The organism is Streptomyces diastaticus subsp. diastaticus (assembly GCF_011170125.1).
Taxonomy (GTDB): domain Bacteria; phylum Actinomycetota; class Actinomycetes; order Streptomycetales; family Streptomycetaceae; genus Streptomyces; species Streptomyces diastaticus.
Window position 1 is genome coordinate 2,055,245 of sequence record NZ_BLLN01000005.1, and the last position, 19,416, is coordinate 2,074,660.

The 19,416-nt window shown below is 73.6% G+C and carries 19 protein-coding genes; 9 read left to right on the forward strand and 10 right to left on the reverse strand.

All coding sequences use genetic code 11. From position 1 onward, the window contains the following. Window position 1 precedes the first annotated feature (1 nt). The gene (locus Sdia_RS26180) at window positions 2-1,081 is read left to right on the forward strand and encodes a PadR family transcriptional regulator (RefSeq protein WP_100454775.1); all 1,080 of its coding nucleotides are present in this window, start codon (window positions 2-4) and stop codon (window positions 1,079-1,081) included. 332 nt (window positions 1,082-1,413) lie between these two features. Next, window positions 1,414-1,599, forward strand: a complete 186-nt coding sequence (locus Sdia_RS26185; protein ID WP_191835375.1) for a hypothetical protein — start codon at window positions 1,414-1,416, stop codon at window positions 1,597-1,599. 316 nt (window positions 1,600-1,915) lie between these two features. Here Sdia_RS26185 and Sdia_RS26190 read toward each other — a convergent pair whose 3' ends face one another. The 3 genes from Sdia_RS26190 to Sdia_RS26200 all read right to left on the reverse strand — a co-directional run bounded on the left by Sdia_RS26190 (window position 1,916) and on the right by Sdia_RS26200 (window position 5,144). Next, the gene (locus tag Sdia_RS26190; protein WP_100454773.1) at window positions 1,916-2,560 is read right to left on the reverse strand and encodes a GNAT family N-acetyltransferase; all 645 of its coding nucleotides are present in this window, start codon (window positions 2,558-2,560) and stop codon (window positions 1,916-1,918) included. After that, window positions 2,557-3,522 (reverse strand): zinc-binding dehydrogenase, encoded by a 966-nt coding sequence (locus tag Sdia_RS26195; RefSeq protein WP_115068018.1) that lies wholly within the window; start codon window positions 3,520-3,522, stop codon window positions 2,557-2,559. The genes Sdia_RS26190 and Sdia_RS26195 overlap by 4 nt, the downstream gene beginning before the upstream one ends. Window positions 3,523-3,920: 398 nt before the next feature. Further along, complete coding sequence (locus Sdia_RS26200) at window positions 3,921-5,144, reverse strand: NAD(P)-dependent malic enzyme (protein WP_100454768.1); 1,224 nt, start codon at window positions 5,142-5,144, stop codon at window positions 3,921-3,923. Between the two features lie 532 nt (window positions 5,145-5,676). Between Sdia_RS26200 and Sdia_RS26205 the strand changes: the two genes are divergently transcribed. From Sdia_RS26205 to Sdia_RS26215, 3 genes are read left to right on the forward strand one after another with little or no spacing between them, the layout of a single operon-like run. Then, a complete protein-coding gene (locus Sdia_RS26205) occupies window positions 5,677-6,630 on the forward strand; it encodes an ABC transporter substrate-binding protein (RefSeq protein ID WP_100454764.1) in 954 nt (317 codons plus the stop codon). A 30-nt stretch (window positions 6,631-6,660) separates the two neighbouring features. Next, entirely contained in the window at window positions 6,661-7,608 is a 948-nt protein-coding gene (locus tag Sdia_RS26210) for an amino acid ABC transporter permease (RefSeq protein WP_100454763.1), read from the forward strand. Then, complete coding sequence (locus Sdia_RS26215) at window positions 7,605-8,366, forward strand: amino acid ABC transporter ATP-binding protein (protein WP_100454761.1); 762 nt, start codon at window positions 7,605-7,607, stop codon at window positions 8,364-8,366. Before Sdia_RS26210 ends, Sdia_RS26215 begins: the two co-directional genes overlap by 4 nt. A gap of 94 nt (window positions 8,367-8,460) precedes the next feature. Here Sdia_RS26215 and Sdia_RS26220 read toward each other — a convergent pair whose 3' ends face one another. Continuing rightward, a complete protein-coding gene (locus Sdia_RS26220) occupies window positions 8,461-9,273 on the reverse strand; it encodes a class I SAM-dependent methyltransferase (RefSeq protein ID WP_100454758.1) in 813 nt (270 codons plus the stop codon). Between the two features lie 94 nt (window positions 9,274-9,367). Here Sdia_RS26220 and Sdia_RS26225 point away from each other — a divergent pair, with 94 nt between their 5' ends. After that, a complete protein-coding gene (locus Sdia_RS26225) occupies window positions 9,368-9,964 on the forward strand; it encodes a CGNR zinc finger domain-containing protein (protein ID WP_100454756.1) in 597 nt (198 codons plus the stop codon). Here the strand turns inward: Sdia_RS26225 and sodX are convergent. Then, the gene (gene sodX / locus Sdia_RS26230) at window positions 9,901-10,371 is read right to left on the reverse strand and encodes a nickel-type superoxide dismutase maturation protease (RefSeq protein WP_343239254.1); all 471 of its coding nucleotides are present in this window, start codon (window positions 10,369-10,371) and stop codon (window positions 9,901-9,903) included. The two genes, Sdia_RS26225 and sodX, sit on opposite strands and share 64 nt — an antisense overlap. Window positions 10,372-10,547: 176 nt before the next feature. On the opposite strand from sodX, the gene sodN reads away from it, so the two are divergent. Both sodN and Sdia_RS26240 read left to right on the forward strand, forming a co-directional pair. Then, window positions 10,548-10,943: a superoxide dismutase, Ni gene (sodN, locus tag Sdia_RS26235; RefSeq protein ID WP_100454754.1), complete on the forward strand. Its 396-nt coding sequence runs from the start codon at window positions 10,548-10,550 to the stop codon at window positions 10,941-10,943. A 138-nt stretch (window positions 10,944-11,081) separates the two neighbouring features. Then, on the forward strand, window positions 11,082-12,146 hold the full coding sequence (locus Sdia_RS26240; RefSeq protein WP_189499791.1) for an amidohydrolase family protein: 1,065 nt from the start codon (window positions 11,082-11,084) through the stop codon (window positions 12,144-12,146). A gap of 16 nt (window positions 12,147-12,162) precedes the next feature. Here the strand turns inward: Sdia_RS26240 and Sdia_RS26245 are convergent, their stop codons facing one another. After that, complete coding sequence (locus Sdia_RS26245) at window positions 12,163-12,528, reverse strand: GntR family transcriptional regulator (RefSeq protein WP_100454748.1); 366 nt, start codon at window positions 12,526-12,528, stop codon at window positions 12,163-12,165. 2 nt (window positions 12,529-12,530) lie between these two features. After that, window positions 12,531-13,526, reverse strand: coding sequence for a DUF1648 domain-containing protein (locus Sdia_RS26250; RefSeq protein WP_189499792.1), 996 nt, complete (start codon window positions 13,524-13,526; stop codon window positions 12,531-12,533). Window positions 13,527-13,964: 438 nt separating this feature from the next. On the opposite strand from Sdia_RS26250, the gene Sdia_RS30425 reads away from it, so the two are divergent. Further along, window positions 13,965-14,171 (forward strand): DUF5713 family protein, encoded by a 207-nt coding sequence (locus Sdia_RS30425; protein ID WP_308435864.1) that lies wholly within the window; start codon window positions 13,965-13,967, stop codon window positions 14,169-14,171. 274 nt (window positions 14,172-14,445) lie between these two features. On the opposite strand, the gene Sdia_RS26260 is transcribed toward Sdia_RS30425, so the two are convergent. The 3 genes from Sdia_RS26260 to Sdia_RS26270 all read right to left on the reverse strand — a co-directional run bounded on the left by Sdia_RS26260 (window position 14,446) and on the right by Sdia_RS26270 (window position 19,335). Then, on the reverse strand, window positions 14,446-15,042 hold the full coding sequence (locus Sdia_RS26260; RefSeq protein ID WP_100454743.1) for a GNAT family N-acetyltransferase: 597 nt from the start codon (window positions 15,040-15,042) through the stop codon (window positions 14,446-14,448). 207 nt (window positions 15,043-15,249) lie between these two features. Next, the gene (locus tag Sdia_RS26265; protein ID WP_100454740.1) at window positions 15,250-16,293 is read right to left on the reverse strand and encodes a family 2 encapsulin nanocompartment cargo protein polyprenyl transferase; all 1,044 of its coding nucleotides are present in this window, start codon (window positions 16,291-16,293) and stop codon (window positions 15,250-15,252) included. 1,635 nt (window positions 16,294-17,928) lie between these two features. Continuing rightward, window positions 17,929-19,335: a family 2B encapsulin nanocompartment shell protein gene (locus tag Sdia_RS26270; protein WP_189499793.1), complete on the reverse strand. Its 1,407-nt coding sequence runs from the start codon at window positions 19,333-19,335 to the stop codon at window positions 17,929-17,931. Between the last annotated feature and the right edge of the window lie 81 nt (window positions 19,336-19,416).

Genomic DNA, 19,416 nt, shown 5'->3' on the forward strand with positions numbered 1-19,416 from the left:
CATGCCCCCCGTTTTCGCCCACGGCCGCCTCCGCCTCTACCTGCTCAAGCTCCTCGACGAGGCCCCCCGCCACGGTTACGAGGTGATCCGCCTTCTGGAGGAGCGTTTCCAGGGCCTCTACGCCCCCTCGGCCGGCACGGTCTACCCGCGCCTGGCCAAGCTGGAGGCCGAGGGCCTGGTCCGCCACACCACGGAGGGCGGACGCAAGGTCTACTCCATCACCGAGGCGGGCCGTGCCGAACTGGCCGACCGCCAGGGCGAGCTGGCCGACCTGGAGATCGAGATCCGCGACTCGGTGGCCGAGCTGGCGGCGGAGATCCGCGACGATGTCCGGGGAGCCGCGGGCGACCTCCGGCGCGAGATGCGCGCGGCCGCCTCGCGCAGCCGCGACGGCGCGGACGGCGGGTCCGGCACGGCGGCGGGCCCCGACGACACCGAGCGGGAGTCCTGGCGGCTGGCGAAGGAGGAGTTGCGCCGGGCAAAGCAGGAGTGGAAGGAGCAGGCCCGCCGCGCCAAGGACGAGAGCCGCCGCGCCCGCCAGGAGGCGGAGCGCGCCCGCGACCAGGCACGCGAGGCGCAGGCCAGGGCCCGCGAGCAGGCCGGCCAGGCCCAGGAGGAGATGCGCCGGATGGCCAGGCGTGTCCAGGACCAGGTCCAGGAGCACTTCACGCGCGGCGACTGGCCGACGGGCGTGCGTGAAGGGCTCTCCGAACTCGGCAAGGAGTTCGCCCGGTTCGGCTGGGGCGCCGAGAAGCAGGCCCCCGGCGAGCAGGAGCGCCCCACGCCACGCCCCGAGGAACCCGTCTTCGAGACTCCCGGCCCGGAGAGCGACGCCTTCTCCTACGCCCCGGACTGGTCCACCGAGCCGTCCTCCGGCGACCCGGCACGCGACCTGGACCGCCTCCTCGACCGCTTCCGCGACGACATCCGGGACGCCGCCCGCGACCACGGCGTGACCGAACACCAACTCCGTGAGGCCCGCCGCCACCTCTCCGCGGCCGCCGCCCACATCGGCGTGACCCTCAGGGCCTCCGCCGCGGAGGAGAGCCGGGAGGACGGGCGGGAACACGGACGGAACTGACCGACCGGGCGAAGGGGCCTCGCGCGGCGGGCGGGCGCCGGGCGAGGTCGCGCGGTTCGTCCCGTCCGGTGCTGGAGGGGGGAGCCGGACCAGCGTGAGGTTCTCCTCGCCGAAGGGCGCGCCGGCGTCGGTGGGACGACAGCAGGGTGAGCTTCGGCGCGGCTGCCTGCCGTGAGGTCGTCGCTCACCGCGTGATCGAGGGTGCCGCAGGGGCCGGCTGCCCCCGCCCACCCGGGGCTCCCCGCGGCCGGAGGAGCGCCGAGCGCGACCTGGCGGCTCTCCGGCCGAGACGCGCCCGGCTCGGGCACCGCCGTCTGGTCCGCGCGCGGACGATGACCGTTCCGCCCGAGAAAGGGAGGGGCGCGTTCCGGCGTGCCCCTGAGCACCGAGGCCAGATCGTTCGGGCGCTGCTCACCGCCCCCGACGCCACCATCCGCGCCCGGCTGCCCGGCTGCGCGACCCCGGCTGCCCGGCTGCCCGGCTGGGAACGCGGCTCGGAGCCGGAGGCCAGGAGTTGAAGGACGGCACCCGCGAGGTCCGGCTTCTTGGGGAGCGGGCACCGCGGACACGCTGCGCGTGCGACCGGCGGTCGCGCCGTGGCGGGCACCGGGCGCACGGTGGCTCCGCGGTCTGCCGCGGCTGACCCGCGTCTTCGGCCGGGCCCTGCGCCGTGCCGCGCACGGTGAACGGCCGCGGGCCGACGACGGGTGTCCGGCCCGGCCAGGCGGCCAGTACGAATGCTCCCTCGCTGCTCTCAGCCTGTCCCGCCCCGGAGAGGCCCGGTTCACGGGGGTCCGCCCGTCAGTCGCCTCCCGGCCGGGTGGGGCGGTACGGCTATCCCTCCCGCGGGAGCTCCGCCGTCTCGTCCGTGGCCAGCCGGGCATGACGTTCGACGTCGTAGCGCCGGTCGCCGTAGCGGAGGCGGGCTCGTTCCAGGCCCTCCACGGTGAAGCCGGCGCGGCGGGCGACGGCGCAGGAGGCGGGGTTGTCGGTGCGGTGGCCGAGTTCGAGACGGAAGAGGCCCAGTTCGGTGAAGGCCCAGTCGGCGAGGGCGCGCAGGCCGGTCGTGGCGACGCCCCGGCCGCGTGCGGAGGCCAGCGTCCAGTAGGAGATCCACCCTGTCTGGTGGACGGGGTCGACGGCGCCGACGGTGACGTTGCCGAGCAGGCGGCCGGGGTCCGCGTCCCCCGGGCCCGGCCGGCCCGGTCCGAGTACCGCGAAGGAGAACTCCCGCCCGGCCTCCCGGGCGGTGCGGCGGTCGGTGATCCAGCCGGCGGCCTCGGCGAGGGTGGTGACGGGGCGGCCGCTCTGCCGGGCCATCTCCGCCGTGGCGAAGGCGCCCAGCACGGTGGGGGCGTCGGACGGTTCCCAGTACCGCAGTCGTACGCCGCGGGCCTGCGGCAGGGTGGCCGGGCCGCCCCCGGTGGTCTTCGGGTCCGGCGGCGGTGTGCTCGGCCCTGCCGCCCTCGCCCGGCTCATTCCGTGCTGAGGACGATCTTGCCGAACTGGTCGCCCGCGGCGAGCCGGGTGAAGGCGTCGCGGGCCCGGTCCAGCGGCAGGACCTGGTCGATGACCGGGCGCACGCCGGTGGTGGCGCAGAAGCTGAGCAGGTCCTCCAGTTCGTCCTTGGAGCCCATGGTGGAGCCCACCACCTTCAGCTCCAGGAAGAAGATGCGGGTCAGTTCGGCGTGCGAGGGCCGGTCCCCGCTGGTGGCGCCGCTGATGACGAGGGAGCCGCCGGGCCGGAGCGACTTGACCGAGTGCGACCAGGTGGCGGCGCCGACCGTCTCGATGACGGCGTCGACCTTGTGCGGCAGGCGGGCACCCGGCTCATAGGCCTCGACCGCGCCCAGTTCCACGGCCCGCCTGCGCTTCGCCTCGTCGCGGCTGACCGCGTGGACGCGCAGGCCCGCGGCGCTGCCGAGGACGATGGCGGCGGTGGCGACGCCGCCGCCGGCGCCCTGCACGAGGACGGAGTCGCCCGGGCGCACCCCGGCGTTGGTGAAGAGCATCCGGTAGGCGGTCAGCCAGGCGGTGGGGAGGCAGGCGGCCTCGGCGAAGGAGAGTTCCCTGGGTTTGGGCAGGACGTTCCAGGTGGGGACGGTGACCTGTTCGGCGAAGGTGCCCTGGTACTTCTCGGTGAGGATCGAGCGCTGCTCGCGCGGGCCGACGCCGTGGCCGCTCTGGCCGATGACCGAGTGGAGGACGACCTCGTTGCCGTCCTCGTCGACACCGGCGGCGTCGCAGCCGAGGATCATCGGCAGCTTGTCCTCGGCGAGGCCCACGCCGCGCAGCGACCAGAGGTCGTGGTGGTTGAGCGAGGCTGCCTTGACCTGGACCGTCGTCCAGCCCGGGCGGGCCGTGGGGGCGGGGCGCTCGCCCAACTCAAGGCCGTCGAGGGGCTGGTCGCGGTCGATGCGGGCGGCGTAGGCGGCGAACATGCCCCGACCTTAGGGCGGGCCGCCCTGCGACGGAACCACCACGCGGTGTGACCCGCCGCTCATCGGCGTCCGAGGCGCCGGGGACGCGGGCGCCGGGGCGGGGCGGGCCTGAGCCCCGGGCCGCCGGCATCGTCGCCATCGGCCCGGCGGCCTCGCCATGCGCGGGGACTCCCTCGGACTGCGGGGTAGGTGGGTGGCCCCTGTCGCTGGTGGCCTCGATCGCCGGCCGGCCTGTCACGCGGGCCCGGGTCGCACGAGAGCGGCCGGCGTGACAGGCCGGCTCCACCGCGCCGCACGGCACAGCCCCGGCCCGGAGTGTCCTGGCGGACACCCCGGCCGGGGCTGTGGCGGCCCCCGTTCCGGCGCGGTGCTCGGCGTCGGAACGGCGGGGAGGCGGGTCAGCGGCGGGCCACTCCGGCCGCGCGGGCGGCTTCGGCGACGGCGGCGGTGACGGCGGGGGCCACGCGCTCGTCGAAGGGCGAGGGGATGACGTAGTCGGCGGAGAGCTCGTCACCGACCACTCCGGCCAGTGCCTCGGCCGCGGCGATCTTCATCGACTCGGTGATGCGGGAGGCCCGCACCTGGAGGGCGCCGGCGAAGATCCCCGGGAAGGCGAGGACGTTGTTGATCTGGTTGGGGAAGTCGCTGCGCCCGGTGGCGACGACCGCCGCGTACTTGTGGGCGATGTCGGGGTGGACCTCGGGGTTCGGGTTGGCCATCGCGAAGACGAAGGCGCCCGGCGCCATCGAGGCGACCGCGGGCTCGGGGACCGTACCGCCGGAGACACCGATGAAGACGTCGGCCCCGTCGAGGGCGTGGTCGAGGGAACCGACGAGTCCGGCGCGGTTGGTGATCTCGGCGAGTTCACGCTTGACCTCGGTGAGGTCCTCGCGGTCCCGGCTGACGATGCCCTTGCGGTCGGTGACGGTGACGTCGCCGACCCCGGCCTCCAGGAGGAACTTGGCGATGGCCGCCCCGGCGGCACCGGCTCCGGAGATGACAGCACGCAGGTCGCCCAGCTCGCGGCCGGTGAGCTTGGCGGCGTTGCGCAGGGCGGCGAGGGTGACGACGGCCGTGCCGTGCTGGTCGTCGTGGAAGACGGGGATGTCGAGCCGCTCCTGGAGCTTGCGCTCGATCTCGAAGCAGCGGGGCGCCGAGATGTCCTCCAGGTTGACGCCGCCGAAGGACGGGGCGAGCCGCACCACGGTGTCGACGATCTCGTCCGCGTCGGTGGTGGCGAGCGCGATCGGGACGGCGTCGACCCCGCCGAACTGCTTGAAGAGGATGGCCTTGCCCTCCATCACGGGGAGGGATGCCTCCGGCCCGATGTCGCCGAGGCCGAGCACCGCGGTGCCGTCCGTGACGACCGCGACGACCTGCGACTTCCAGGTGTAGTCGTGGACGAGTTCGGGCTGCTCGGCGATGGCGCTGCACACCTTGGCGACGCCGGGCGTGTAGGCGAGGGACAGGTCGTCCCGGTCCCGGACCGGGACGGTCGCCTGGACGGCCATCTTGCCGCCGCGATGCAGCGCGAAGGCCGGGTCGAACGAGTCGAGGGGAGAGTTCTCCCCGTCCGGTTCCGGCGCGCTGTCGCTGCGAGGATTGACGATCTCCGCTGCCACGTTGGTGACCCCTTAAGTCATGGGCGTTCGAGGGTTGGCCACCCCCGGGATGGGGGGTGGGCGGGCACCGCGTGCGTTCCGTGACCGGGCGGATGGGCCCGCCTCCACACGGGGGAGGTCGCACGCGCGGACGCGCCGCACACGCGTCCTGAGCCCCGGATGAGGGGTGTAACCGTCTTTTCTACCTGATCGCGGTGGCGCGTGCCGAGCCGAATCGGCCACACCGTCCGCTCACATGTCCGACTTCACGGGAACCTCCCCCGACGCCACTTCTCTGTCCCACATGGCGAGATGCGCGGTATGCGCGTGAGCAAGGTAACGACCCGGGCAGGCATGACGGATGCCCGGGGAACACAGGGCTGTTGGGGCAGCGGGTGGACCCGTTATCCGATTTTGACATGGGCGGCACCTCGCTCCCCTCGGTCCGAATGGCAAGATGCCACCCATCGCACGAGGTCGCGACACCCGAAGGTGTGTGCCAACGACCCGTCGGCCACCCTCGCCATCCGCTCACCTGTCGGAGGAATCCCTCATGACCGCCAGCATCACGCGTCGCCCCCGGCCCCTTCGCTCCCGTCTCGCCGCGGCCGGCGCGATCACGGCCGTGGGCGCCCTCCTGCTCACCGGCTGCGGCGACCAGACCGCGGGCGCCGAGGACTCCGGCGAGAAGAAGGAGACGGCCGCCCCGCTCGCCGGCAAGCTCCCGAAGAAGTACCAGGACAGCGGCGTCGTCAAGGTCGGCTCGGACATCGCGTACCCGCCGGTGGAGTTCAAGGACAAGGACGGCAGGACCGTCGGTCTGGACGTGGACCTCGCCGCCGCGCTCGGGGAGCAGCTCGGAGTGGAGCTGAAGTTCGAGAACGGCACCTTCGACACACTCCTCGGCGGCCTGCGCTCCAAGCGGTACGACATCGCGATGTCGGCGATGACCGACACCAAGGCGCGCCAGGAGGGCCTGGACTCCGAGACCGGGAAGAAGGTCGGCCAGGGCGTCGACTTCGTCGACTACTTCACCGCCGGCGTCTCCGTCTACACCAACAAGGGCAAGGACCAGGGCATCAAGACCTGGCAGGACCTCTGCGGCAAGAAGATCGTCGTCCAGCGCGGCACCGTCTCGCACGACCTGGCCAAGGCCGAGTCGAAGAAGTGCGAGAAGGGCGAGATCAAGATGGAGACCTTCGACAACGACCAGCAGGCCCAGACGCGGCTGCGCTCGGGCGGCGCCGACGCCGGTTCCTCCGACTTCCCGGTCGCCGCGTACGCGGTGAAGACCTCGGGCGGCGGCGACCACTTCGAGCTGGTCGGCGAGCAGGTCGAGGCGGCGCCGTACGGCATCGCCATCTCCAAGTCCAACCCGGAGCTGCGGGACGCGATCAAGGCGGCGCTGGACGCGATCATCGAGAACGGCGAGTACCAGAAGATCGTCGAGAAGTGGGGCGTCGAGGACGGCGCGGTCACCGAGGCGGTCGTCAACGGCGGCAAGTGACCCCTCCGGCGTCGCTGAAAGGCAACACCTGTGTCTGCTGACATCCACAAGAAGGACCCGGAGGCCACCCCTCCCGGTCCGGCCCCCACCCAGGCGGCTCCCATCAAGGCCGTCCCGGTCCGCCACTACGGCCGCTACGTCTCGGCGCTGATCGCGCTCGCGGCGCTCGGCTCGGTCGTGTACGCGTTCTCCGAGGGCGACATCAACTGGGCCTTCATCCCGGACTACTTCTTCAACGACCGCATTCTCAGCGGTGTCCGCGAGACGCTGGTCCTGACCTTCCTCTCGATGGTCATCGGCGTGGCCGGCGGTGTGCTGCTGGCGGTGATGCGGCTGTCGAAGAACCCGGTGGTCTCCTCCATCGCCTGGTTCTACATCTGGTTCTTCCGGGGCACCCCGGTCCTGGTGCAGCTCTTCGTCTGGTTCAACCTCGGCTTCGTCTTCGAGTACGTGAACCTCGGCCCGTTCTACAAGGACGAGTGGTCGGACTTCATGACGCCGTTCCTGACGGCGTTGCTCGGCCTCGGCCTCAACGAGGCCGCGTACATGGCGGAGATCTGCCGGGCCGGTCTGCTCTCGGTCGACGAGGGCCAGACCGAGGCGGCCCACGCGCTCGGCATGAGCCAGGGCAAGACGCTGCGCCGCATCGTGCTGCCGCAGGCGATGCGCGTGATCGTGCCGCCCACCGGCAACGAGGTCATCAACATGCTGAAGACGACCTCCCTGGTGGCGGCCGTCCAGTACTACGAGTTGTTCAAACACGCGCAGGACATCGGCATGACCTCCGGCGCCACCGTCGAGGCGCTCTTCCTGGCCGCCACCTGGTACCTGATCCTCACCTCGGTCCTCAGCGTCGGCCAGTACTACGTCGAGCGGTACTACGCCCGAGGCTCGCTGCGGCAGCTGCCGCAGACCCCCTGGCAGAAGGTGCGCGCGCACCTGACCTCGCTCTCCAGCCGCTCGGAGGTGACCCGATGACCGCCATGGTGAAGGCCGAGGGCGTCCACAAGTCCTTCGGCCAGGTCGAGGTGCTCAAGGGCATCGACCTGGAGGTGGCCACCGGCGAGGTGTTCTGCCTCATCGGCCCCTCCGGCTCGGGGAAGTCGACCTTCCTGCGCTGCATCAACCACCTCGAGAAGATCAACGCCGGACGGCTCTACGTCGACGGCGACCTGGTCGGCTACCGGCAGAAGGGCGACAGGCTCTACGAGCTGAAGGACGCCGAGGTCGCCCTGAAGCGCCGGGACATCGGCATGGTCTTCCAGCGCTTCAACCTCTTCCCGCACAAGACGGCGCTGGAGAACGTGATGGAGGCGCCGGTCCAGGTCCGGGGCGTCGCCAAGGCGGCGGCCCGGGAGCGGGCCGGGCAGCTCCTGGAGCGGGTGGGCCTCTCCGACAAGGCGGGCAACTACCCCTCGCAGCTCTCCGGCGGCCAGCAGCAGCGCGTGGCGATCGCCCGCGCGCTGGCGATGGACCCGAAGCTGATGCTCTTCGACGAGCCGACCTCGGCACTCGACCCGGAGCTGGTCGGTGAGGTGCTGGACGTGATGCGCCAGCTCGCCGAGGAGGGCATGACGATGATCGTCGTCACCCACGAGATGGGCTTCGCCCGGGAGGTCGGCGACTCGCTGGTCTTCATGGACGGCGGCGTGGTCGTGGAGGCGGGCGATCCCCGCGAGGTGCTGACCGACCCGCGGCACGAGCGGACGCAGTCGTTCCTCTCGAAGGTGCTCTGAGCCCGGCGAGGCCGTCAGGCCCGGCACGCGTACGGGGGCGGTACGGAATCGTGGTTCCGTACCGCCCCCGCGGCGTCGCGCACCGGCTCCCCGGTTACTTCAGCCCGAGCACCATCGCGTCCGACGGCGACTGCCAGACCGTGCGGGCCTCGGTGAACCCGGCCTCGCGCAGGGTGCGGGCGTGCCACTCGGCGGGGGGCGTGTCGCCTTCGGCGTGCTCCCCGTAGATCTCGAACCGGCGGGCGGTCGGCCCGGCCAGGACCGGGTCGGCGGCGGCCAGCCGCCACCAGGTGGACCAGTCGACGGCACCCTCCGCCTTGGCTTCCTCCATCCGGCGGTGCCGCAGCTCGCGTTCGGCGGCGTTGATCCGCGGGGTGGCGGGGTCGGGCATGTGGTCGGCGTTGAGGAAGACGCCGCCGTCGCGGACGATGCCGGCGATCTGGCCGTAGAGGGCGGCGAGCGGCTCGGTGTGCAGCCAGTGCAGGGCGGTGGCGGTGAGGACCGCGTCGTAGCTGTCGTGCGGGAGCAACGCGGGCCAGTCGGGGTCCTTGAGGTCGGCGGTGACGAAGGTGACCCGGTCGTCCCCGGCGAAGGTTCCCTCGGCGATGGTGAGCAGCGCGGGGTCCAGGTCGACGCCGGTACTCTGCGCCTTCGGGAACCTCTTGAGGAGCCGGTCCGTGATACTTCCCGTGCCGCAGGCGAGGTCGAGGACGCGCGGTTCGGGGCCCGCCGCCGCCTCGACCATGTCGAGCATGACGCGGAAGCGCTCCTCGCGGTCGGGGAGGTACCACTCCTGCTGCTGGTCCCAGCTGATCTGCCAGGCGGCCCAGTCGGTCCCCGGGGTGGCTCCGGTCTGCACCGCAGCCGCGTCGGCGGTACCGGTCGGCGCCGTCTCTGCGTCCGTCATCCGAACTCCTCCGTAGCGTAATACCCTAAAAGCGGAGCTAGCCATTACATCTGCCTGCCCGACCGACCCTAGACCGAGCCCGTAAGGACTACAAGTGGAACTCGCCTCTTACTCGGATTACGCCCTGCGTCTGGTCAACAGCGAGGAACCGGCACGGGGCACCGACACCCTCACCTCCGTCGACGCGGTACGCGCCCTCTTCGGTACGAGTACCCAGGCGGCCCGCCGGGCCACCGACGCGGACGTCACCCGCTTCCGCGCGGTGCGCGGCCGGCTCCGCGCGGTCTTCGAGGCGGCGGCCGACGGCGACGAGCGCCAGGCGGTGCACCTGCTCAACGCCCTGCTGCTGGAGTTCCCGGTGAGCCCGCAGGTCTCCGGCCACGGTGAACTCGACGCCGAGGGCCGCCCGGACTGGCACATGCACCTGGCCGACCACCCCTCCAACGCCACCAGCGGCTACGCCGCCATCGCCGCGATGGGGCTCGCCTTCCACCTCACCGAGTTCGGCGCGGACCGGCTCGGCCTCTGCGAGGCGGCGCCCTGCCGCAACGCCTACCTCGACACCTCCACCAACCGCTCCCGGCGCTACTGCTCGGACCGGTGCGCGACCCGCGCCAACGTCGCCGCCTACCGGGCCCGCAAGCGCCGCGAGAGCGACACCTCGGAGCGGACCGGGCGGACCGCCGAGTAGGCCCAGCCGAGCGTCGCCCGCACCCCGCGCACCGGCTCACGTCCGTGACCCCCGGTGGGGCGCGGCCGCAGCCGGGCCGTGACCCGCGCCAGCACCATGGCGCGCGGCACCACCCCGTAGACCGTGCTGTCGCCGCCCGCGAAGGCGTTGTCCCCCAGCACCCACCAGCCGCCCTCACGTCGCTCCACGGCGCGCTTGACGACCAGCAGGTCCTGCTGGAAGGGGTGGCGCAGGATCACCACGTCACCCGGGCGGACGCGAGCGCCGTACCTGACCAGGAGCCAGTCGCCGTGCTCCAGCGTCGGCACCATGGACGGGCCGTCCACCTCGACCATCCCGAACCGCCCCCGGCCGCGCCACCCGCGCGCCGTCCCGGCGGCCCCCGCCTCGCCTCGTCTGATCGCCACTTCTCGCCCTTCCGTCCGCCTCACTCGCCTACCCGCCCATACTCCCGGCGGCACCTCCCCGGTCCCACTCTCACCCCGTCCTTTCGCCCTAGGCCCCCGGGGGCGACCGAGAAAACCCGCCCCTCACGGAGTAGTGTCACCTGCGAGAAGACGATCACGAGGAAGGACAGCACCTCATGCTTTCCCGCCTGTTTGCCCCCAAGGTGAAGGTCAGCGCCCACTGCGACCTGCCCTGCGGCGTGTACGACCCGGCCCAGGCCCGCATCGAGGCGGAGTCCGTCAAGGCCGTCCAGGAGAAGATGCAGGCCAACGACGACCCGCAGTACCAGACGCGCGCCATCGTCATCAAGGAGCAGCGCGCCGAGCTGGCCAAGCACCACGTCTCGGTCCTGTGGAGCGACTACTTCAAGCCGCCGCACTTCGAGAGCTACCCGCAGCTGCACCAGCTGGTCAACGACACCTTGAAGGCCCTCTCGGCCGCCAAGAACTCGTCCGACCCGGCCTCCGGCCAGAAGGCCCTGGACCTCATCGCCGAGATCGACCGCATCTTCTGGGAGACCAAGAAGGCGTGATCCGGTGACCGGCCCGGCGTGACGGGCCGGACCACCCACCGACCGCACCCGGTCCGCGGGACGCCCACCCGGCGTCCGTCGCGGGCCGGGTGCGGTTTTTCCCGCGCGGCCCACGCGCGGAGACGTAGGGTCCCGCTCATGATCATGCGGATACGGGGCGTCGTCCTGCCGGAGCGCGTGGAGCGGACCTTCTGGACCGACGGGGAGGTGCTGCGCACTGAGCCGCCGGCCGGGCGCGGGGCCGGCCGCGAGGTGGAGACGGTGGTGGACGGGGGCTGGCTGGTCCCGGGACTGGTCGACGTGCACACGCATCCGGGGGCCGAGGAGCCGGAGCACGGTTTCGACGAGGCGGCGCTGCGGCGGCATCTGGAGGCACACCGCGACGCCGGGGTGCTGCTGGTGCGTACGCCGGGGACGATGCGGCGGATGCCCGGCTGGGTCGACACGGAGCCGGGGCTGCCGCGGGTCCGGTCGGCCGGGCGGTGGCTGGCGACTCCGGGGCGGTTCTTCCCCGGGGTGGGGCGCGATCTGCGGGAGGACCGACTCCCGGGCGCCGCCGTGGAGGAGGCCACCGCGGCGTCCGGCTGGTGCAAGATCATCGGCGACTGGCGGTGGGACGAACCGGCCGTGCCGCTGGACGTGATGACCGCGGCGGTCGACGCCGTGCACGCGATCGGCGGCCGGGTCGCCGTGCACTGCCAGACGGCCGAGGGGTCGCGGAACGCGGTCCTCTCCGGGGCCGACAGCCTCGAACACGGCATGCACCTCGACCCCGGGCTGCTGGAGCTGATGGCTCGCCAGGGCACGGCGTACATCCCGACGCTGGGCGCCTTCGCCGAGAGTGCGGAGGTGTGGCGGGGCCGGGAGCGGAGCGCCAAGCGCTCGGCCTGGCTGGCCGGGTGGGAGGGGATGGTGGCCAACGTCCGGGCCGCGTACGAGGCGGGCGTCACCGTCCTCGCCGGGACGGACACCTTCCCCTGCGGCACCGTCGCCGCCGAGTCCCGGCAGTTGTTCGACGCCGGGCTGCCCGCCGGGGAAGCGGTCGGTGCGGCCTCCTGGACGGCCCGGAAGTGGCTGGGCCTGCCCGGCCTCGCCGACGGGGCACCGGCCGACCTGGTGGCGTACGACCGCGATCCGACCGCGCACCCGGAGGTGCTGGGGCGGCCCGCGCGGATCGTACTGCGGGGGAGGGTGGTGCGGTAGGGGGCAGGACGGCCCGTCAAGCAGGATCGGCGAGAGTCTCGCGGACCAGGGCCAGGACCTCGTTCTCGCCGAGCCCCAGTGAGCGGGCCTCGGCGACCAGGGCGCGGGCGTGCGGGAGGAGGGCGGCGCGGCCGGTGACCGAGTCGGTGCGGCTGACCACGGCGCCCCGTCCGCGCCGGAGTTCGATCAGCCCCTCGTCGCGCAGCCGCTGGTAGCCGCGGAGCACGGTGTGGACGTTGACACCGAGGGAGTCGGCGAGGGTGCGGGCGGCCGGGAGCCGGTCGCCGGGGGCGAAGCCGCCCGAGGCGATGGCGGCGCGGGCGGCGGCCGCGACCTGGTCGCCGAGCGGCACCGGGGAGCCGGGGTCGATGTGGAACAACATGGTCAGCGGGTCTCCGGGCGGCGTTCGGCCAGCGTGTTGAGCAGGGCGGCGGCCGTGCCCGCGTCGTCCACGGTGACGGCGAACTCCCGCCCGTCCCCGGTCCTGCGCACCACGAGCGCCTCCCCCGAACGGTAGATCAGCCCGGACCGCTTGGGCGTCACCCGGTACCCCCAGCCGCCGAACTCGCCCAACGGGTTGACCGACCGGGTCCGCGCGGTGACCACCTGGTCGAGGGGGACGCTCAGCCGGGGCCAGGGCAGACCGGAGAGGCGCACGGTCAGACCGCGCTGGTCGACGGTGACGTCGGCCTGGGCCATCAGCACGAGCGGGAGGCCGCTCAGCAGCAGTACGATCCCGGCCCACCAGGACGTGCCGGAGACCAGCAGCAGGGCGGCGGCGACGCACAGGGTCACCAGGCCGGCCAGCAGCAGCGGCCACGAACCGGTACGCCGCGCCCACCCGGCGCGCCCGTGCCGCGGCAGGTCCAGCCGCTCGGCGCCGGAGGACTCCCGGTCCGGCGGCCAGGCGGGGACCAGCCCCCTGACCAGCGCGTGCCCGAGGAAGCCAGCGGTCAGGGCCACGGCGAGGGCGGCACCGAAGTGCCAGAGGGGCAGGCGGACCTCGGCCGGGTCGGCGGCGTCCGCGTTGAGCTGGAGCAGCAGGACGGATATCGAGCCCAGGAAGGCCGCGAGCCCCCACCCCATCGCGGTCGCCATGCCCGTACCGGCTCCGCCGCCCCGGGCTCCCCTCACGACCAGCACGATCCAGGCCGCACCACCGAGCAGCAGCAACGCGGCCACGGTGACCAGGAACTGCGCCGGGCTCTCGAACCGGTCCGGCACCCCGCCGGCGCCGAAGTGCACGGCCAGCCGGGCGGGGAGCCGGTCGCTCGCCGCGGCCTGGACCCCCGCCGCCAGGGCCGAAGCGGCGACGAACGGCAGGGCGACGAGGGCGACGAGCCGACGGGGGACACGGGCGCGGCGGCCGGTGGCGGTCATGGGCTGCTCCTCCGCTGGCAGGGGTACCGGCTCGGGCACGCGTCCCGGCCTCACCGGGGACCGCTGGAGACCAAGCCTCTTGTTCGCATTGAACTATAACAACCCGCGAGCGGCGAGGAGGGGCGACCCTAGCCACCTCGTCGCCGGTGCGCCGGGGCGTCAGTGCGGTGGAGTGTCTGTGCCGTGGTGCATCAGCGCCGGGGGAGCGTCAGCCCCGCGGGATGTGAGTGCCGTGGGGTGTCGGTGCCGTGGGGCGAGAGCGGGGACGTCGTGGTTCAGGCGCGGTGGAGAGGCGGGGTGGGCGGCATACCGATCGACGGGCAGCGGGTCGCGGCGGAGATTCCTCCGCGCGCTCCACGACGACTCCTTGTTCCCGGACCGGGCCCTGGACAAGGGCGCCGCGATCCTCACCGCCCCGCGCGAGCGGATCGGGGCGAGATGCCGCCCGGCCTCCACGCCCTCTACGCACTCACCGACGCCGCGACAAAGGCGTTCAACGCGCTGGAGACCGGGTCCGAAGCGGCCGGCAACGAGATCGAGACCACCGCCCACGAGGAGGTCGCCGAGGAGTTCCGGCTCATCGCGACGGCTCACGGCTACCTGGACGCGGACCCCGAACGCCTCGTCAGCGCCCGGGACTGGTGACCGCGGAAGCCGGCGGACCGGCCGGCCTGCGGGAGGCGGGGGTCAGCCACCGCTGGCGGGCTCCCGCCACCCGGGCCGGTCGGACGGCGTCGACGGTCCGTGCGAGCCGGCGCGGCCCGCCGCGCCCGACGAAGCCCGGGCGGGGGTGCGGCCCGCGGCTACGGGTGCGCGCGGGCGGAGTCGTCACAAGTTCCGGCGCCATCGCGGGCCGGCGCCGGCCCGGACCGCTCCCGGACGGGTCAGCCGGTGGGGCGGCGGGACGGGCCGAGGCCGCTCAGTGCGTCACGGGCTCCCGCCACATGGGCCACATCAACGGCCCCTCAGGCAACCGGAGCGGCTCGCCGCGGTCGGCGAAGCCGAGGCGGAGGTAGAGCTCCCGGCTGCGGGCACTGCTGGCCTCCAGGTAGGCGGGGAGGCCGTCCCGGTCGCACTGTTCGAGGACGGGGGTGAGGAGGGCGGTGCCCAGGCCCTCGCCCTGCCGGTCCGGGGCGACGGCGACCAGCAGCAGATAGGCGTGGGCGCGGCCGGTGGGGTGGATCGCGCCGGTGAGGCGGCCGACGAGTTCGGCGCGCTCGTTGTCCGGGTCGGCGGTACGCCTCATGAGGGCGGGCATGTCGTCCTCCTCCTCGGGCTCCCCGGCCGGGACCGAGAGCCACAGGGCGGCGGCCGAGCCGTCCTCCAGCAGGTCGACGCGCCCCCCGGCGAGCGCCGCGTCCAGGAAGCACCCCATGAAGACGCCGTGGACGGCCCGGCGGTGCTCCTCCTCGGGGAAGACCCAGCTGCTCACCGGGTCGTGGTGGAAGGCGGTGTCGAGCAGGGCCGCCACCCGGTCCCGGTCCGCGGCCCCCGCCGTACGCGTCGCCACTCCCACAGTCGCCCCCTTCTCCCCCGCCCGCCGGGCGGTCCGGCCGCCACCCGGACGGCCCACTGCCACCCCGGTACGCGCACCACGGTCACGGATCGGCCCCGGCCCGGGAGAATCTGTCAACTCCCTGCCGCCATAGGCCCGTTGCAGCGTAGGGCATCCAGTAGCCCGACGGGTGGGGATCAGGACGCCTCCGGGGAGGGCGGCCCGGCCTCAGTGGGAGCGACGGGTGACGAACTCCGCCAGCGAGAGCAGCCCGCCCGCCCGGGCCGGGTCGGGGACGGCCAGCGCCAGTTGCTGCACGGCGCGTCCCATCCGGTCGGCCGCCTCCGCCTGCGCCCAGTCCCGCCCGCCGGCCGCTTCCACCAGCGCGACGGTGCGGGCCAGTTCGTCCGGCTCGGGCGGCCCGGCGTACCGTTCCGCCAACTCGGCGCCGGCCGCTGTGCCGGAGGTGAGGGCGGCGACGACGGGCAGGGATTTCTTGCGCGCCGTGAGGTCCGCGCCGGCAGGCTTGCCGGTGCGCGCGGGGTCGCCCCAGATGCCGATGATGTCGTCGATGAGCTGGAAGGCGAGCCCGGCCTCGCGACCGAAGGCGTCGAGGGCGGCGATCTGCTCCGGCCCGGCGTCGGCGTGGAGCGCGCCGAGGGCACAGGCGCAGCCGAGCAGCGCGCCGGTCTTGGACTCCGCCATGGTGAGGCACTCGTCGAGGGCGACCTCGGTGGGTGCGCGCTCCTCCAGGGCGCAGTCGGTGTGCTGGCCCGCGCAGAGCTCCACCACGCAGCGGGCCAGGCGGGCGACGGCCGCGCCGGCTCGTGGGTGGGGGTCCTCGGCCAGCCATTGCTGGGCGAGGGACTGGAGGGCGTCCCCGGCGAGGATCGCGTCGGCGTCGCCGAAGACGGTCCAGGCGGTCGGCCGGTGACGGCGGGTGCGGTCCCGGTCGATGACGTCGTCGTGGAGGAGGGTGAAGTTGTGGGTGAGTTCGACGGCGGCGGCACTGCGCAGGGCGCGCTCGGGCCTCCCGCCCAGAGCGTGCACGGCGGCGAGCACCAGCGCCGGCCGTACCGCCTTCCCGCCGTTGGCCCCGGCGGCGGACCCCGCCTCGTCCTCCCAGCCGAAGTGGTAGCGGGCGACGCGGCGTATCGGCGCGGGCAGGGTGTCGACCGCCCGGCGCAGTTCGGGCCCGACCACCGCCCTCGCCTCGTCCAGGATCTCCGCGGCCTCGTGGCTGTGGGTTCTGCTCTGCGTGGTGTGCGTCATCGGTGTTCCCTTCTCCCCGGTCCCGCCGTCGAACTGCCCCTGCTGCTCCCAGGTCGCCGCACCGGCGACCGCCTCACACCCCTCCCGCTCCGGAATCCACCGGCACCGCCCGCCCCCGCCGGCCCCGGGCCGGGCGGCCGCAAGGGGCTCCCCTGCCGTACGCCCCGGCGTCCCGTGGCACGGACCGCGCGGTCCGCCCCGGAATCGAGGGCAGCCCCCACGTCCCCCGGCTCGGGGCGCGGAGCCGAGGCCGGGCCGGTGCCGTCCCGTTCCTGCCCATGAACAGCGCTCCTTACGTCCGGCCACCGCGACCCACCTTCGAGCGGGCCCTACCCCCGCTCCCGGCAGGAGCCGCGCGGCGTCGCGCCCGGCCTCCGCCGGCGCCCCGGTCCTGCCCCTGCCACCGGCACGGGTCGTGACCCCCGTTTCTCGACGGGGAGCCTGCCCTCCTCCCCCTCCCGCCGATCCACCGATCCACCGATCCACCGATCCACCGATCCACCGATCCACCGATCCACCGATCCGCCGATGCACCGATCCGCCGATCCGCCGATCCGCCGATCCGCCGGAAGATCTTCTCCGGGGCGATCGTCTTCCCCAGGTGATCGTTCTCTCCGGACGATCCCGGCCGGGGTCCGCGCCCCCCCCCGATCCCCGGACCACTCCCGCCTCCGTCTCACGGGCACTTCCGGAAACCGCCCACCACTCCACCCCTCGCCCGGTCCTCACCCCCCGCACTGGCGTACGGGCTCGCCCGGCCCGAGGGCATCCCGGCGCCCTTACCCACTCCCCGCACTTCGTCCGCACGGAGGCTGCCAGGACACTCCGGTCCGTCCTCACCCGCGCACGGCACGCGCCCTGCGCGCCCGGCCCCCACGCTCGCCCGAGGGCGTGTCTTCGAAGTCCCGTGCGGTGCCCGCTGTGGCCGGTGCGTGCTCTCGGCCTGCCGGACGAAGGGCTTGGCAGCGGAGCCACTCCGGCCTGGCCGGTGCGGCGGGAGGGCGTGCCGGGCGCCGTCGGTGCCGTGCCGGACTGTGAGTACACCCCCGTCCGCCCGCACCGCTTTCCCCCGCAGGACAGGACGGCCACGCGCGTCGGGCCCTCGGCCCGGCTCACGCGCGGCCGCCCAGCACTACCCTCGGCTCAGCCACCCCCCGCCGGAGTGCCGGCCCCCCCCCAGGGACCTGTCCGGCACGGGCCGACTCCTCTCACCTGCGGCCCAGCCTTCGCGGAGCGGGTGGCGGCCGGTGCGGGCAGCGGGCGACGCGGGGCACGTGCGGCATGGCGCAGTACGGCGAGGGGGCCGGTCTCCGCCGCGCGGAGGGCGAGGCGGAGCGTCGGCTCTTCTCCGGAGCTGACCCCCGGGGAGCGGGCAGGTCCCCGGGCCACATGCCCCCGGCGCCCCCCTCCTCCCGGCCCCCGCCCGCACGGGAGCCGGGCAGGAGGCGGGTGAGGGTGGTGCAGAGCAGCCGCAGCGGGGCGGTGAACGCCCACCTCCCGGCCCGCAGGACGGTGGCCCTGATCCCACCGCCCGGCGGGCCGGGGGTGGCGGGTGGTGCCGAGGCCCCGGGCCCGCCGCCCTGGGCGGACGGCCGGCCGGGTGGACCGTGGTGGGTGCGGTTCATCAGCGACCGCTCACTGCCAGCGGCCGATCTCGACGTTCTCCAGGACACCGAGGGCGTCCGGGACGAGGACGGCCGCCGAGTAGTAGGTCGTCACCAGGTAGGAGATGATCGCCTGCTCGCTGATGCCCATGAAGCGGACCGAGAGACTGGGCTCGATCTCGTCGGGGATGCCGCTCTGCCGCAGGCCGATGACGCCCTGGTCCTCCTCGCCCGTACGCATGCAGAGGATGGAGCTGGTGCGGGCCTCGGTGACCGGGATCTTGTTGCACGGGTAGATCGGCACGCCGCGCCAGGCCGGCAGGCGGTTCCCGGCGATCTCCACCGACTCCGGGTAGATCCCGCGCCTGCTGCACTCCCGGCCGAAGGCGGCGATGGCGCGCGGGTGGGCGAGGAAGAGCTTCGATCCCCGGCGGCGGCTGAGGAGTTCGTCCATGTCGTCGGGGCCGGGCACGCCGGCGTGCGGCTGGAGCCGCTGGTCGTACTCGCAGTTGTTGAGCAGGCCGAACTCGCGGTTGTTGATCAGCTCGTGCTCCTGGCGCTCCTTGAGCGCCTCGACGGTCAGCCGGAGCTGGTGCTCCGTCTGGTTCATCGGCTGGTTGTAGAGGTCGGCGACGCGGCTGTGGATGCGCAGGACGGTCTGGGCGACGCTCAGCTCGTACTCGCGGGGCGAGGCCTCGTAGTCGACGTAGGTGCCGGGGAGGACGGCCTCGCCGACGTGGCCGGCCGAGAGGTCGATGGGGGCTTCGCCGTACTTGTTGGTCCGCTGTTGCGGCAGGCTGCGAAGCTGCCGCAGGTGGGCGGCGAGCGGCTCGGCACGCTCGGCGACCTGCGCGACCTGGTCGCCGGGCAGGACGAGGACGGTGCAGTGGGTGGCGGCGCGTGCCGTGTACTCCCAGATGGCCTCCGGGTCGGTGAGGGCCTGCTCGCCGAAGTACGCCCCGTCGGCGAGGACGCCGAGGACGGAGTCGTCACCGTAAGGGCCCGTGCCGATCTTCTCGACGCGGCCGTGCGCCAGGAGGAAGACGGCGTCGGTACGGCTGCCGAAGGAGGCGAGCGTCTCCCCAGCCTCGAATTCGCGCTGCTCGCAGCGGGAGGCCAGCTCGGTGAGGACGTCGTGCTCCTCGAAGTCCCGCAGCGCGGGCAGTTCGCCCAGCTCGGCGGGGATGACCTGGACGCGGTCCCCGGTCTTCACGAAGGTGACCCGGCCGTCACCGACCGAGTAGCTGAGCCTGCGGTTGACCCGGTACGTACCGCCCTGCACGTCCACCCAGGGCAGCGTGCGCAGCAGCCAGCGCGAGCTGATCTCCTGCATCTGCGGCACGGATTTGGTGGTGGTGGCCAGGTTCCGCGCGGCGGAGGTGGCCAGACTCTGCTGGGGTGTGGCCTGCTCCGCGCGGATCTCTTCGCCTACCGACATGAAAATTGTCCTCCCGATCAAGCACTGAACTCGACGATCAGACTTCCATCACGCAGAGCGGCGGCGCCATTACACAAACGA